The sequence below is a fragment of the Halopelagius inordinatus genome (genome assembly GCF_900113245.1).
Classification (GTDB): domain Archaea; phylum Halobacteriota; class Halobacteria; order Halobacteriales; family Haloferacaceae; genus Halopelagius; species Halopelagius inordinatus.
Map to the genome: position 1 here is coordinate 796,594 of NZ_FOOQ01000002.1, position 14,464 is coordinate 811,057.

Genomic DNA, 14,464 nt, shown 5'->3' on the forward strand with positions numbered 1-14,464 from the left:
GGCGTTGTTCATGATTATCGTGGATATAGTATTAATGTGGTTAAGTGACATACCTCTATCCTCAAACACGCGGGATTTATAATCGTAGACGGCCGACTTCGGGACGTTATGGGACAGACGCTTACGGAAAAAATTCTCGACGACCACCTCGTCGAGGGCGAACTCGAACCGGGCGAGGAGATCGGAATCGAAATCGACCAGGTCCTCACGCAGGACACGACGGGGACGATGGTCTGGCTCCAGTTCGAGGCGCTCGGACTCGAAGAACAGCAGACCGAACTGGCGGCGCAGTACTGCGACCACCAGACGTACCAGTTCGACTTCAAGAACACGGACGACCACCGCTTCCTTCGCTCGGCCGCGGGGACGTACGGCGCTCACTTCTCCCGACCGGGCAACGGTATCTGCCACAACGTCCACAAGGAGAACTTCGCCGCGCCCGGCAAGACGCTTCTCGGCTCGGACTCTCACACGCCGACACCGGGCGGCCTCGGCGAACTCGCCATCGGCGCCGGTGGTCTCGACATCGCAGTCGCCATGGGCGGCGGCGCGTACTACGTCGAGATGCCGGAGGTCGTGAACGTCCGCCTCGAAGGCGAACTCCAAGACTGGGCCTCCGCGAAGGACGTCATCCTCGAGATGCTCCGACGCCTCTCCGTGAAGGGCGGCGTCGGCAAGGTGTTCGAGTACACCGGCCCCGGCGCGGAGTCGCTGTCGGTGCCCGAGCGAACGACCATCACCAACATGGGGACGGAACTCGGCGCCACCTCCTCTATCTTCGAGACCGACGAGAAGACGAAAGACTACCTCGAACGGCAGAACCGCGGCGAGGAGTACGTCGAACTCAAAGCAGACGAGGACGCCGAGTACGCCGACGAAGTCGTCATCGACCTCTCTGAGATCGAACCCCTCATCGCACAGCCGTCGATGCCCGACAACGTCGTCCCCGTCCGCGACGTCGCCGGTACCGAAGTCGACCAGGTCATCGTCGGTTCCTGTACCAACGGCGGCTACGAGGACGTCCTCCCGGCCGCGAAGATGGTCAAGGGCCGCGAAGTCGCAAAGAGCACGGACCTCATCGTCGCGCCCGGTTCGAAGCAGGCCGGCGAACTGCTCGCCCGCGAAGGCTGGACCGCGGAGATGATGGCGGCCGGCGTCAACGTCTCCGAGGCGACGTGTGGGCCGTGTATCGGTATCGGCCACGTGCCGGCCTCCGACTCCGTCTCCGTGCGGACGTTCAACCGCAACTTCGAGGGTCGCTCCGGCATCGAGGACGACTCGGTCTTCCTCTCGTCGCCGCAGGTCGCCGCCGCGGCGGCCCTGAAGGGCGAAATCGTCGACCCGCGTGACCTCCAAGACGAACTCGACGACCTGGACGCGCCCGGCGTCGAACTCCCCGACAAGTACGACGCGTCGAAGGCCGACCTCATCGCGCCCGACGAGGCCATCGACGACGAACTCATCAAGGGCCCGAACATCGGCGAAGTGCCCCTGAAAGACCCCATCCAGGCCAACATCGACGGCGAGGCCATTCTGAAGATGGGCGACAACATCACGACCGACCACATCATCCCGGCCACCTCGGACATCCTCAAGTTCCGCTCGAACATCGAGCGTCTCTCCGAGTTCACCCTCTCGCGCGTCGACGAGTCGTTCGCGACGCGAGCGAAAGAGGCCGACGGCGGCTTCCTCGTCGCCGGTGAGAACTACGGTCAGGGGTCCTCCCGCGAACACGCCGCGATGTGCCCGATGTACCTCGGTATCGAGGGCGTCCTCGCGCAGTCGTTCGCGCGAATCCACAAGGCCAACCTGTTCAACTTCGGTATCGTCCCCCTCGCAATCGACGAGGAGACGTACGAGAAGATAGAGCAGGGCGACGACGTCGCAATCGTCGACGACGTCGCGGAAGGCGTCGAATCCGGCCAAGAGGAGTTCACGGTCCGCATCAACGACGACTGGGAGGCGACGGCGACGCTCGACGCCTCCGAGCGCGAACGTCGTATCCTCACCGCCGGCGGCAAACTGTCGCTGACGAAACAGCAGTACGAAGAGGAGTCCGGCGGCGCGGCACCCGCGGACGACTGAACGCCTCGCCTCGCAGACTACCGTTCCCGTTTTTTCGCCCGTCGTGACCGCCGCCCGGAGCGTTAGCGCCGTCTCCGCCCCCGAGTCGTCGCGCTTTTGCGGACGCCTCTCGAAGGTCCGGCAGTGAACGAGAGGACAGGGAATCGGGACGAGTCGGCCGACCGGAGCGTGCGGGCCGACGGGTCGGGCGCGGGGGACGCCGCGCCGGGTGACACGGTCGTTCGCGGGGCGACGCGGTCGGACCTCCTCGACGTCTACCGCATCGAGAAGCGTTCGTTCTCTCAGCCGTGGCCTTACTCGGCGTTCGAGACGTTCCTCGACGAACCGGGCTTTCTCGTCGCCGTCCGGGGACCGGTCGTCGTCGGGTACGTCGTCGCCGACGTGATGCCGAACCACGGGCGCGGTATCGGCCACGTCAAAGACATCGCCGTCCGTCCCGACGCGCGCGGGATGGGTCTGGGTCGGTATCTCCTCGAACGCGCACTCGTCGCCGTCGCCATCGAGGGCGCGACGCTCGTGAAGTTGGAAGTTCGCGTCGGCAACGACGCCGCCCTCTCTCTGTACCGCGACGTCGGCTTCGAACCGGCGCGTCGCATCTCCGGGTACTACTCCGACGGCGAGGACGCGTTGGTGATGGTGTTGGACGTAGACGCGTGGCGGGCCTGAGACGACATTTCGGGGGCACGGACACTCGCGACCGTGCCTCGGACCGACGCGCCTCCGGAACGCCGACCGCCCGCCGTTCGACCGCACGGCCCTTGTACGACGGACGCCAACCGACGCCCATGGGGTACGCCTGTCCGGTCTGCGACACGCCGCAACGAGACGCAGAGCACCTCGCGAACCACCTCGCGTTCACCGCGATGCTCCACAACGACGACCACGAGTCGTGGCTCGACGAACGCGTCGACGCGTGGAGTTCGAAGAACGCCGAGGAACTCGGACCGGTCGTCGTCGAGTACGCAGAGGAGACGGAGTACGAGGAGGTGTTCGAGGACACGGTCCACGACCACGGCGGACACGGCCGCACGGGACACGACCACGGGTCGCCCGTCGAGGGCGCGCCCGACGCGACGTCGGGGTTCGACGCGGCGGCCGCCGGGACGGGCGACGCGGCGATGGACGACGACGCGCAGTCCGTCCTCCAAGAGGCGAGAGAACTCACGGCGCAGATGCGAGCCGAGCGTTCGGAGGGCGACGAGACGGGCGACGACGAGGACGCCGAAGAGCGGTAGCCGCCGACCGACGGAAAGCGGTTAGTGACCGCGCCGACGAAAGAGAGGCATGGAGACAGAGGGAACCCTCGAACCCGAGAGCGAGGCGACCGCCGAAGCGGCGTTCGAATCCGCCGGACCGACCGCCCAGTCGGTCGTCCGCGAGGTGGCGAAGGCGATGGAGTTCGACCGCGAGGAGTACCGCGACAGGGTGACCGGCGACGTGGTCGAGACGGCGCGGAACGTGCTGTTTGCGGACCGACTCGCCGTCACGGTCGGGAGTCGCGAGGAGTTCGACGCGTGGTGCGAGGAGAACCCCGAGTACGAGGTGACGGAGTTCGGGAGCGACTCGGTCGAACGCGTCGTCTGGCACGCCGCGCCGTTCGCGGGGGAAGTCGTCGCCGCCACCTTCCAGAACGAACGCGAGGCGGCCGTCGGAACGCTCAGACGGCGCGCGTTCTCCCGCCTCTACCGCCCGCGGTTCGAGGAGTCGGGCGACGCCGACGGAGAGAGCGAAGACACCGACGCGACGACCGACGCCTGAGTCGGCGCGCGTGCGAGTGGAACTAAGGGTTCGCGCGACCGACAGAGGGGCAACGCATGGCCGACGATGGACGCAGACACGAGTCGCTGGCGGACCCCGAGTGGCCGGTCGTGGAGTCGAAGACCGAGTACGAAACGGGGTGGTTCACCGGCGGGTACGACCTCGTCGAACAACCGGACGGGAGCACGAAACGCTACTACTGGGCCGAACTCGCGACGGCCGTCGTCGTCGTCGCAGTCGAGGACGGGCAGGTCGTCTTCGTCGAACAGTACCGACCGACGGTGCGCGAGACGCAGCTAGAACTGCCCGCCGGAATCGTCGAAAACGGAGAGTCGTACACCACGGCCGCCGCCCGCGAACTCCGCGAGGAGACGGGGTTCGACCCGTCCGCAACGTCGCTCCTGCAGGAACTGTGGTGTTCGACGGGCGTTCTCCGGCACCGGCGGGCGTTCGTCTTCGCGGAGGGTCTCTCGGCGGTGGACCGAGAGCTAGACGAAAACGAGTTTCTCTCCGTCCGCGCCGTCCCCGTGGCGGACGCACTCGACGTGGCGCGCGAGAACCCGACGAACGACGCGACGGTCGAAGGCGTCCTCCTCGCCCGCGAGGAGGGACTGCTGTAGTCCCGCAGACGGCCGAGGCGTCGGTTGTGGACCCGGCACAGAGGAGGACTTTTACCCGACGACGCGCTTCTCGGAGATATGGACGGCGAAGTCGACCCACAGGAAGTCGAAACGCTCCTCGACGAGGAGCAACCGCCCCGGGTCGTGGACATCCGCTCTCCCGGCCAGTTCGCCCGCGGACACATCCCGGGGAGCCTCAACATCCCCTTCGGAGAACTGCCGACGCGCGTCGCCGAAATCGACGACGCCGACCGAATCGTCACCGTCTGCCCACACGGACAGGCCAGCGTCCAAGCCGCCCGCCTCATCAAATCCTACGAGGGGACGGCCGACGCCCGCGTCGAGAGCATGTCGGGCGGACTCACGGAGTGGGGCGGACCGCTCGAAACCGACGACGGCGGCGAGACTGCTGACGGAGACGAGGGGCCGCAGGCCCCCTTCTGAGCGGGACGCCCGCGCTGGCAGCGCTCCGAGTTCGAATCGGCGACGAGAGAACGGACGGCGCGGTCGCTCACGGGAGGTAGCATCCGTAAAACGACTCGACGCCGGGCTGGGTTAGAGGACGGTCACGCGACGTTGAAGCCCTTCTCGCGGAGGAAGTCCTCCACGCGGCCGGTGTGGTTACCTTGGAGTTCGATGGACCCGTCTTCGACGGTGCCTCCGCAGGCGAACTTCGACTTCAGGTCCGAAGACAGACTGTCCATGTCTACGTCTTTGGGGTCGAACCCTTCGATGACCGTTACCTCTTTTCCGTAGCGACGCTCGTCGATGCGGATGGCTATCTCCTGAGACTCCTTGGCCACGTCTTCGCAGACGCAGAGTTCCTCAGGCAGCCCGCACGTCGAGCAGACCTCAGACATTACAGCCTGAAGGTACAGGATGAGGATATTAAACAGTATCGGGAATCTGCGTCGAGCGACTCGAACCGGTCGCTCGATTTCGGGGTGTCGGCGACGACGCGGAGGCCACCGCGTCGTCCCGCCGACTCAGTTTCGCCGGAGGCGTCTCAGCACCGGCGTCGATTCGCGTACCAAGCGGTCGACGACGGCGACGGCTTCGTCGGCTTCCTCGCGGGTGACGCCGTCGCCGTACCGGGCGCGTTCGTACGCCTCGCTCACCCGGCGCGCGTCGTCGTCCAGACCGGTTCGGGCGAGCGATTCGACGTAGGCCCGCGGCGTCTCGCCCGTCCGTCGGCTTCTGTGCCGCCGTTCGAGGAGGGCCTCCAGTCGCCGGTACGCCCGGACGGCGTCGTCTGCAGGGTCGTCGCGCGCGCCCTGATACTGAATCGAGAGCAGGCGGTACGCGCGTTCGGTCACGCCCGTTCGCCGGGCACCGGCGACGAGTCCGGCGAGTGCGACGAGTCCGAGAGCGAACGTCCGTCCCGGCGGGAAAGTCGGGAGGGAGGACCCCTCGTCCGTCTCGGTCGTCGTGTCGGCGCCCGGAACCGCGCCCGGCGGCGGCGTGGCGTCTCCCGAGTCGTCGGTGTCGTTAGACGGCGTCGGCGTCGCCGTCTCCGAGTCCGATTCCGTGTCTGCGTCCTCCTCGTCGGTGGGTTCGGGGTCCGGCGTCGGCGTCGGCGTGGCGGTGGTCTGCGTCTCATCTGTGTCTATGCCCTCCTCTCCGTTCTGCCGCGCTTCTGTGAGGCGGGTGGATTCGACCGTCTCTCGCGGCCCCGACGGCGTCGGGTCGAAGCGGACCCAGCCCACGTCCTCGAAGTACGCTTCGACCCACGCGTGAGAGTCGAGTCCCCTGACGACGCGCGTCTCGTCGTCGGCCTGTTCTCCGGGCGTGTATCCTGTGACGAACCGCGCCGGGACGCCCTCAGACCGGAGGAGGACGGTCATCGTCGTGGCGTAGTAAACGCAGTAGCCCGCGTCCATCTCGAAGAGGAACGCGTCGGCGGTGTTGCCCGACGGTTGGTTGACCGAAAGCGAGTAGCGCTTGTTCTCTTCGAGGTACGTCTCGATGGCGACGGCCTTGTCGTAGGGGTTGTCCTCGTCGCCCGCAATCTCGCTCGCTCGTTGCCGGACGCGGTCCGGAGTGCTGTCGGGGAGTTGCAGATACCGCTCTTCGATTTCGTCGGGATACTCGGTACTGGACCGTCGGAGTTCTTCTGACGTGTACAACGGCACGCGACTGGTGACCGTGTACTGTTCGCCCTCTCGGAGCGTCCGCGTGGGTCTGAGATTCCCCTGTTGGGTCACCTCGGCGTCGGAGGCGACGTCGCCTTCGAGAGCGACCGGTCGCCACGCCGACGGGAGGATGGAGATGCTGTCTTCGGCGGTCACCGTCTGTTCTACCGTCTCGGCGGCCCCCGGCGGGCCGCGCAACCGACCCGAGTAGCGGTTCGTGCTCCCGGTTCGAACCCACCCGTCGCCCGTGTAGCGGTCGTACGCCGCGGTCTCCCAGTAGTCGGCGTCGGAGCTTTCGACCGTAAAGCGAACTTTCGGCGACAGTCGGATGCTGCCCACCACGCTGATGCGGTCTTGGGCGTCGACGAGGTTCGCCTCCATCGTGGGCGACCCGCGGTTCGGGAGAAGCGGCGTGCCCTCCGCGCCGGGCACGACGGAGACAGTCGCCGCCGAGAGAACCATCGCCGCGAGCAGTATCGTCACCACGTCCACCTGCGCGACGCCCGCGCCGTACCGGTCGAACGTGGCCGCCGCGACGGCGACGGTTCCGGCGACGACGCCGACGAGCGTCGTCAGTTCCCCGGCGTCACCCGTGAGAACGAACAGACAGAGCGTGAGGCCGCCGACGGCGACGGCCGCGACGTACCGCCGCCTGACGGCGAGATACCACGAGAGAAACACCGGTCCGGGAGCGATGGCTATCGCCCAGACGCCCGCCCCGGTCAGTCGGAGAACGGAGAGACCGGTCAGAAGCGCGACGGTGTCGGCGACGATTCGTCCGGGCGTGAGCAGTTCGAGTTGGCTCCGCGGGAGGGTGTACACGTAGAGGACGAACCCACCGAGGAGGAGGGAGACTGTGACGAGGACGGCGGCGCGGACGCCGAGGAGCCGTCCGAAAAGCGTCGCGAACAGGAACGCACCGGCGACGATGCCGACGAAAGTCGTCCGCCCGCCGACGACGTTCGTCACGCGGTAGAGGACGCTCAGGTACGTGCCGGTCAAAACGAGGATGGAGACGAGTGCGACGGTGCGCGCGCCGGGGCCGCGGGTCGAGAGCGACCCGACCCGCTCTCGTGCCTCTGTGCTCACGCGGTCACCCCCTCTCGTCGGGCGGTTCGGCCCGCGGCGTCGTCGGGTCCGAGGGCGTCGGAACCGCGGACGAGTCGGTCGAACGTCGTCTCTCGGTCGCCCAGACGGACGGTCGTCGTCGTCTCGCCCGCGTCCACGACCACGTCGGCCGACGCGTCGGGGATGCGACCGCTCTCGGCGCGGGCGAGATGTTCCAAGAGCGGTTTCTCCTCGCCCGGTTCGGCCGCGACGACGCCCGAGGGCGTCGAGAGCGTCACCGGGACGCCCCGCCGCACGAGGGCGACGGCGAACGTCGCCGCGGCCTCCGCCATCCGGTCGCCCGCGGAGCGAACGCCGCCCGCGGAGACGGCGACGCTTTCGGTGTCCGCCTCCGGGACGTACTCTTTGACGATGAGGTCGCGTCGCTTGGCGCTGGACTTCCAGTGGACGTCTCGAAGCGCGTCGCCGCGGACGTACTCGCGGAGGTGGTCGAACTCGTCGCGCCGGGCCGACGGGCCGGGGTCGTGGACGGCGGAGAGTTCCTGCGTCGCAGACCCCGTGAGGTGACGGACGGGCGGGTAGACGAGCACGGAGTCGGTGCCGTCTGCGACCGTCTCGCTTCGGACGAGTCCGAGGAGGTCCTGTGCGACGAGAGAGAGCGGTCCGAGTTCGTGTTCACCGCGCGTTCGGTAGGTCACCTCGTAGGAGACGGGCGCGCCGCCGACGACGGCGTCGGCGGTCGAATCGCCCTCCAGTCCGACCGGAAGCGCGTCGGTCACCGTCGCGGGGTAACTCCGCGCCGCGTCGAGATGGAGCGTCACGGTTCCGGTGGCGTCGGGAAAGCCGTCGGCGGGCGTCTCGCGTTCGACGCGCGGCGGGTCGGCGCGATACACCTGTACGGCGGCGGCGACGAGGGCGACGACGGCGGGGAGAACGAGAGCGTTCAGAGACCGGGGACCGAACCACGCCGCGAGGACGACGCCCGACGCGACGACAGCCAAGAGCGCGACTCCGCGTCGAGTCAGGCGCATCGGTCACTCCACCGCGACCCTATCGAGCGTCTCGTCGACGAGAGCCGACGAACTCTCTCCGTCGCCGGTCCGCACGCGGTGGCCCCAGACGGAGCGAATCTCCGTCTGCACGTCGTCGGGGACGACGTAGTCGCGGCCGTTCAGGACGGCGCGCGCCTGCGAGGCCCGGACGAGGGCGATGGCACCGCGGGGACTGACGCCGAGTTCCGCGTTCTTCCGAGTGTACGCCGCGAGTCGGGAGACGTACGCGCGGACCGGTTCGCGGACGGTCACCCGCGAGACGGCCCGTTGGGCCCTCCGGACGTCCTCCGTGGACGCGACGGAGTCGAGCGAGTCGATGGGGTGGTCGCCCGCGACGCGCCCGAGAAGTTCCGTCTCTTCGGTCTCCGAGGGGTAGCCGAGGCGTATCTTCTTCATGAACCGGTCGATTTCCGCGACGGGGAGTTCGTACGTCCGCCCCGGTTCCACGTCGTTTTGCGTCGCGATGACCGTGAACGGTTCCGGGACCGAATGCGTCTCGCCGTCGACCGTGACCTGTTTTTCCTCCATGACCTCCAGAAGCGACGACTGCGTCTTCGGCGGCGCGCGGTTTATCTCGTCGCCGAGGACGACGTTCGCGAAGATGGGACCCGGTCGGAACTCGAACTCGTTCGTCTTCTGGTTGAACACGTTGACACCGGTCACGTCCGAGGGGAGCAAGTCGGGCGTGAACTGGACGCGCTTGAACGACCCGTCGAGCGACGTTGCGACGGACCGAGCGAGCATCGTCTTGCCCACGCCGGGGACGTCCTCCAAGAGGAGATGTCCGCGCGCGAGGACGGTCACGAGGATGTGGTCTATCGCGTCGGACTGTCCGACGATTACGCGTTCGACGTTCTCCGTGATTCGCGTCACGAGGTCCGACGCGTCCGCTACGTCGAACGACGCTGTTCGGTCTATCTCCGGGTCGGATACTGCATCTGCGTCAGTCATGGATCAGAGAGGACTGCGGGCGGACCGCACGCCGCGGCCGGTCTGACGGCTCGCCGTGCGAGGGGCCCACACGCACACGCAAGTCGGTTAGGCCCGAACGACCGTAACTTTGCTGGGTAGAGACCGCGCGTTCCGCGCCCGGCGACGCTCTCGGACCCGGAGCGGTCCCCGACCGGCGCCCGCCTCCGTGCGACGGTTCCCGTTTGCTTTTGTCCCTTCGTCGCCCTCGATAGCACATGCACGACGCGGACGGAACCGAGACGCGCGCGGACGAGGGGGGAGAGTCGCCGGACGCGGGCGCGTCGGACGGGAACCTCCGACCCGAGGGACCGCCGCAGAAACTGCGTTCGAACCGCGAGGAGTTGACGCCGATGCTGTCGCAGTATCTCGACCTCTGCGAGGCGCACCCCGAGGCGGTCGTTCTCTTTCAGGTCGGCGACTTCTACGAGGCGTTCTGCGAGGCGGCGGAGATGGTCGCTCGCGTCTGCGAGGTGACGCTGACGAAACGCGAGGACTCGACCGGCCGGTATCCGATGGCGGGCATCCCCATCGACAACGCGGCGTCGTACCTCGAACCCCTGCTCGACGCTGGCTACCGCGTCGCGATAGCGGACCAAGTCGAAGACGCAGAGGAGGCGTCGGGGTTGGTGGACCGCGCGGTGACGAACGTCGTCACCCCCGGCACCGTCGTCGAGGACGAACTGCTCGACGCCGCGACGGCGACGTACGTCGGCGCGGTGACCAGCGAGGGCGACACCTACGCCGTCGCCGCCCTCGACGTATCGACGGGCGACTGTCAGGTGACGAGCGCGAACCGGCCCCGAATCGCCGACGAACTCGAACGACTCGAACCGGCGGAACTACTCGTCGGCCCCGGCGTCGATTTCGACACCGACTCGCTCGCCTTCGAGACGATGGTCACGGACCACGACCCCGCGGCGTTCGACGCCGAGGCGGCCGCTGAGACGCTCTCCGCGTACCTCGCGAATCCCGAGGCGGTCGTCGCCGACGCGACGGAACGGCGCGCCTGCGGCGCACTGCTCGATTACGCGGAGTACACGCAGGGCAACGACGGCGCTCTCGACTACGTCTCTCGGGTCCGCCGGTACGACCCGCGCAAAACGCTTCAACTCGACGCGACGGCGCTGAGAAGCCTCGAACTGTTCGAGTCGCGGAGTCACCGCAGCGGAGACACCCTCGCGGACGCGGTAGACGAGACGGCCTGTGCGCTGGGTCGGCGGCGACTCGTCTCGTGGCTTCGCCGTCCCCTCGTCGAAAGGTCGGCCATCGAACGCCGCCACGACGCCGTCGCGGAGTGGGTGGACCGGCCGATGGCCCGGGAGACGGTCCGAGACGCGCTTGCGGACGTGTACGACATCGAACGCCTCGTCGCGCGCGTCTCCCGCGGCAGAGCGAACGCCCGCGACCTGCGCTCTCTGAAGGCGACGCTGGACGTGGTGCCCGAGGTGAAAGCGGCCATGTCGGACGTAGAGAGCGACGCGCTCGTCTCCCTGCGCGACTCGCTGGACGAACTCGAAGACGTCCGAAGCCTCGTCGGCGACGCCGTCCGACCCGACCCCCCACAGGAGATAACCGAGGGCGGCGTCATCTGCGAGGGGTTCGACGACGAACTCGACGACTTACGCGGGACCGAACGGGAGGGCCGCGAGTGGGTGGCCGACTTGGAGGAACGCGAACGAGAGCGGACCGGAATCGACTCCTTAGACGTGGGGTACAACCAGGTCCACGGCTACTACATCGAGGTGACGAACCCGAACCTCGACAGGGTTCCGGACGACTACACGCGACGACAGACGCTGAAGAACTCAGAGCGGTTCTACACGCCCGAACTGAAGCGACGCGAAGACGAGATTCTCGGCGCGGCGGAGAAAGCCGACGCGTTGGAGTACGAGGTGTTCTGCGAGGTTCGGGACGCCGTCGCCGCGGAGGCGAACAGGGTGCAGGCCCTCGCGGATTCGCTCGCGGAGTTGGACGTACTGACGTCCTTCGCCGCCGTCGCCGCCGGACACGGCTACGTCCGCCCGGAGATGGGCGCCGCGGACGTTCGAATCGAGGGGGGTCGCCACCCGGTGGTCGAACGCACACAGGAGGAGTTCGTCCCGAACGACGCGGACTTCACGGACGGCCGCCTCGCGGTCATCACCGGCCCCAACATGTCCGGGAAATCGACGTACATGCGGCAGGTAGCTCTCGTCTCCATCCTCGCGCAGGCGGGGAGTTTCGTCCCCGCCGACGCCGCCGAACTGCCGATACTCGACCGGGTGTTCACCCGCGTCGGCGCGTCCGACGACATCGCGGGCGGGCAGTCCACGTTCATGCGCGAGATGGCCGAGTTGACCGACATCCTCCACGACGCCACGGAGGACTCTCTGATCCTTCTCGACGAAGTCGGCCGCGGCACCTCGACGGCGGACGGTCTGGCCATCGCCCGCGCGACGACGGAGTTCGTCCACGACGAGGTGGGCGCGACGACGCTGTTTGCGACGCACTACCACGACCTGACCGCCCTCGCCGAGGAGTTGCCGGACGCGTTCAACCTCCACTTCACCGTGAGCAAACGCGACGACGGCGGACCACTCGACGACGCCGACGGCCCCGACGTGACGTTCCTCCACCGCGTCGCGGCGGGCGCGTCCTCGTCGTCCTACGGCGTCGAGGTGGCGAAGATGGCAGGCGTTCCGGACACCGTCGTCGAACGGGCCAGAGAGTACGTCCGAGAGGCAGAACGGGGCGCGGAGTCGGAGTCGCCCGGCGAAAGCCAAAACCCCGCCGAACGCCAAGAGGAAGAGACGACGAACGGCCGAGCAGAAGACGGCGCGTTCGGCGACGGCCCGTCCGCGAACGGCGACACCGGCGCAGACGACGAACCGCCCGCGGACGAGACGCTCGCCGCATACGTGGACGGGTTGGACGCGTCGGACGACGACGCGGACGCGACGCCCGCAGAACGCGACGTCGTCGCGGAGATACGCGAACTCGACGTCGCGGGGACGACGCCGCTTGAGGCCCTGAACACCCTGAACGAACTCAAACGAAGACTGGATGACTGAGGATTCGACCGGAACCGAAGCGGGGGTCCGACGACTCGACGACGAGACGGTGGCACGGATAGCCGCGGGCGAAGTCGTCACCCGACCCGAAGACGCGGTCGTAGAACTCCTGGAGAACGCCATCGACGCCGGTTCGACGCGAGTGACGGTGACCGTCGAGGGCGACGGGACCGACCTGCTCCGCGTCCGCGACGACGGGCGCGGGATGAGCGAATCGGACGCCGCCCTCGCCGTCGAACGCCACACGACGAGCAAACTCGGCGGGGCGGACCGAGCGTCGTCGGACCCCGCAGACGCCCTCGAAACGGTCGAAACGCTCGGATTTCGGGGCGAAGCGCTCCCGAGCATCGCCGCCGCCGGAACGCTCGAACTCGTGACGAACGACGGCGGCCCGCGCGGAACCCGCGTCCGCGTCGAGGGCGGAGAGAAGACGGTCACCGCCGCGGGGCGGGCGCGGGGCACCACCGTCGAAGTCCGCGACCTGTTCGCCGAGATGCCCGCCCGGCGGCGGTCGCTCGCCTCCTCTCGCGCGGAGTTCGCACGCGTCTCCGACGCCGTCTCCCGGTACGCTCTCGTCCACCCGGAGGTGGCCTTCACGCTCGTTCACGACGGCAGCGAGGTGTTCACCACCCCCGGGTCGGGGGCCGACGCCGACGCCGTCCTCGGCGTCTACGACCGCGACGTGGCCGGACAGAGCACGACGTTCGAGGCGGAACGAACCGTCGAAGACGACGGGGAGTCGGTGACGGTTACGGTCGATGGACTGCTCGCGTACCCCTCCGTGACGCGGGCGCGCCGCGACCACGTCTACACGGCCGTCAACGGCCGGGCGTTCCCCTCGAACGCGCTTCGTCGCGCCGTCGTCGAGGGGTACGGCGACCTGTTGCCGGACGGCCGCGCACCCGTCGCCGTCGTCCGCGTCTCGCTTCCGCCGTCGTGGGCGGACCACAACGTCCACCCGGCGAAGCGCGAGGTGCGACTGCGGGCCGGAGCGGCGGTTACCGAGGCGGTGCGCGACGCCGTCGCGGAGGCGCTTGCGACGGCGGACCTCAGGAGAAGCGGCGAACTCGACTTGGACCTCGAACGGTCGCTCGAACCGCTCTCGGAGACGGAGTCCGAGTTCGAGGACGCGACCGTCATCGGGCAGTACCGCGGTCTCTACCTGCTCTGTGAGTCCGACGGCGAGTTGCTCGTCGTGGACCAACACGCCGCGCACGAACGGGTCAACTACGAGCGACTCCGGGCCGCGACGGAGGGAGCGCCCGACTCCGCGGCGGTGGACCCACCGGCGACGGTGTCGCTGTCGCCCGCACTCGCCGCGACGGCGGCCGAGAGGCGCGAGGAACTGGCGGCACTCGGATACGATATCGACCCGTTCGGCGGCGGGACGGTGCGCGTCGCCGCGGTGCCCGCGCCGATGGGTCGCGCCGCGTCGCCCGAGAGCGTCCGCGACGCACTCGACGCTCTCGCGAACGGCGAGACGCCCGACGCCGGGCGCGAGGAGATGCTGAAGGACCTCGCGTGTCACCCGTCGCTGAAGGCTGGCGAGGAACTCTCAGACGAGGACGCGGCGGCGTTGGTCGAACGGCTCGGCGAGTGCGAACGGCCCTACGCCTGCCCGCACGGCCGTCCGACGGTCCTCACCATCGACGAGGAGACGTTGGTGCGCGGGTTCGGTCGGCGGGCGACGCGGATGGGGTAACCGGGAGGGAACGGCGAACCCGAAT

12 protein-coding genes are annotated in these 14,464 nt (G+C 68.3%); 8 read left to right on the forward strand and 4 right to left on the reverse strand.

The window, feature by feature from the left end:
• Positions 1-108: 108 nt before the first annotated feature.
• The 6 genes from BM167_RS11915 (at position 109) to BM167_RS11940 (ending at position 4,907) form a co-directional block, all read left to right on the forward strand.
• Positions 109-2,085, forward strand: coding sequence for an aconitate hydratase (locus tag BM167_RS11915; protein WP_092892724.1), 1,977 nt, complete (start codon positions 109-111; stop codon positions 2,083-2,085).
• A 168-nt stretch (positions 2,086-2,253) separates the two neighbouring features.
• Positions 2,254-2,751: a ribosomal protein S18-alanine N-acetyltransferase gene (gene rimI / locus BM167_RS11920; protein WP_092893093.1), complete on the forward strand. Its 498-nt coding sequence runs from the start codon at positions 2,254-2,256 to the stop codon at positions 2,749-2,751.
• A 92-nt stretch (positions 2,752-2,843) separates the two neighbouring features.
• A complete protein-coding gene (locus BM167_RS11925) occupies positions 2,844-3,320 on the forward strand; it encodes a DUF5810 domain-containing protein (RefSeq protein WP_342708168.1) in 477 nt (158 codons plus the stop codon).
• A gap of 49 nt (positions 3,321-3,369) precedes the next feature.
• Positions 3,370-3,843 (forward strand): DUF5809 family protein, encoded by a 474-nt coding sequence (locus tag BM167_RS11930; RefSeq protein WP_092892728.1) that lies wholly within the window; start codon positions 3,370-3,372, stop codon positions 3,841-3,843.
• A 56-nt stretch (positions 3,844-3,899) separates the two neighbouring features.
• The gene (locus BM167_RS11935; RefSeq protein WP_092892730.1) at positions 3,900-4,463 is read left to right on the forward strand and encodes an NUDIX hydrolase; all 564 of its coding nucleotides are present in this window, start codon (positions 3,900-3,902) and stop codon (positions 4,461-4,463) included.
• 78 nt (positions 4,464-4,541) lie between these two features.
• Positions 4,542-4,907, forward strand: coding sequence for a rhodanese-like domain-containing protein (locus BM167_RS11940; RefSeq protein ID WP_092892732.1), 366 nt, complete (start codon positions 4,542-4,544; stop codon positions 4,905-4,907).
• Between the two features lie 122 nt (positions 4,908-5,029).
• On the opposite strand, the gene yciH is transcribed toward BM167_RS11940, so the two are convergent.
• From yciH to BM167_RS11960, 4 genes are all read right to left on the reverse strand, one after another.
• Complete coding sequence (gene yciH / locus BM167_RS11945) at positions 5,030-5,323, reverse strand: stress response translation initiation inhibitor YciH (protein WP_092531796.1); 294 nt, start codon at positions 5,321-5,323, stop codon at positions 5,030-5,032.
• A 126-nt stretch (positions 5,324-5,449) separates the two neighbouring features.
• The gene (locus tag BM167_RS11950) at positions 5,450-7,684 is read right to left on the reverse strand and encodes a transglutaminase TgpA family protein (protein ID WP_092892734.1); all 2,235 of its coding nucleotides are present in this window, start codon (positions 7,682-7,684) and stop codon (positions 5,450-5,452) included.
• Positions 7,681-8,694 (reverse strand): DUF58 domain-containing protein, encoded by a 1,014-nt coding sequence (locus BM167_RS11955; protein WP_092892736.1) that lies wholly within the window; start codon positions 8,692-8,694, stop codon positions 7,681-7,683. Before BM167_RS11955 ends, BM167_RS11950 begins: the two co-directional genes overlap by 4 nt.
• 3 nt (positions 8,695-8,697) lie before the next feature.
• Entirely contained in the window at positions 8,698-9,666 is a 969-nt protein-coding gene (locus tag BM167_RS11960; protein WP_092892738.1) for an AAA family ATPase, read from the reverse strand.
• Positions 9,667-9,902: 236 nt separating this feature from the next.
• On the opposite strand from BM167_RS11960, the gene mutS reads away from it, so the two are divergent.
• Positions 9,903-12,737, forward strand: a complete 2,835-nt coding sequence (gene mutS / locus BM167_RS11965; protein ID WP_092892740.1) for a DNA mismatch repair protein MutS — start codon at positions 9,903-9,905, stop codon at positions 12,735-12,737.
• Positions 12,730-14,439, forward strand: a complete 1,710-nt coding sequence (gene mutL / locus BM167_RS11970) for a DNA mismatch repair endonuclease MutL (protein ID WP_092892742.1) — start codon at positions 12,730-12,732, stop codon at positions 14,437-14,439. The genes mutS and mutL overlap by 8 nt, the downstream gene beginning before the upstream one ends.
• Positions 14,440-14,464: the final 25 nt, after the last annotated feature.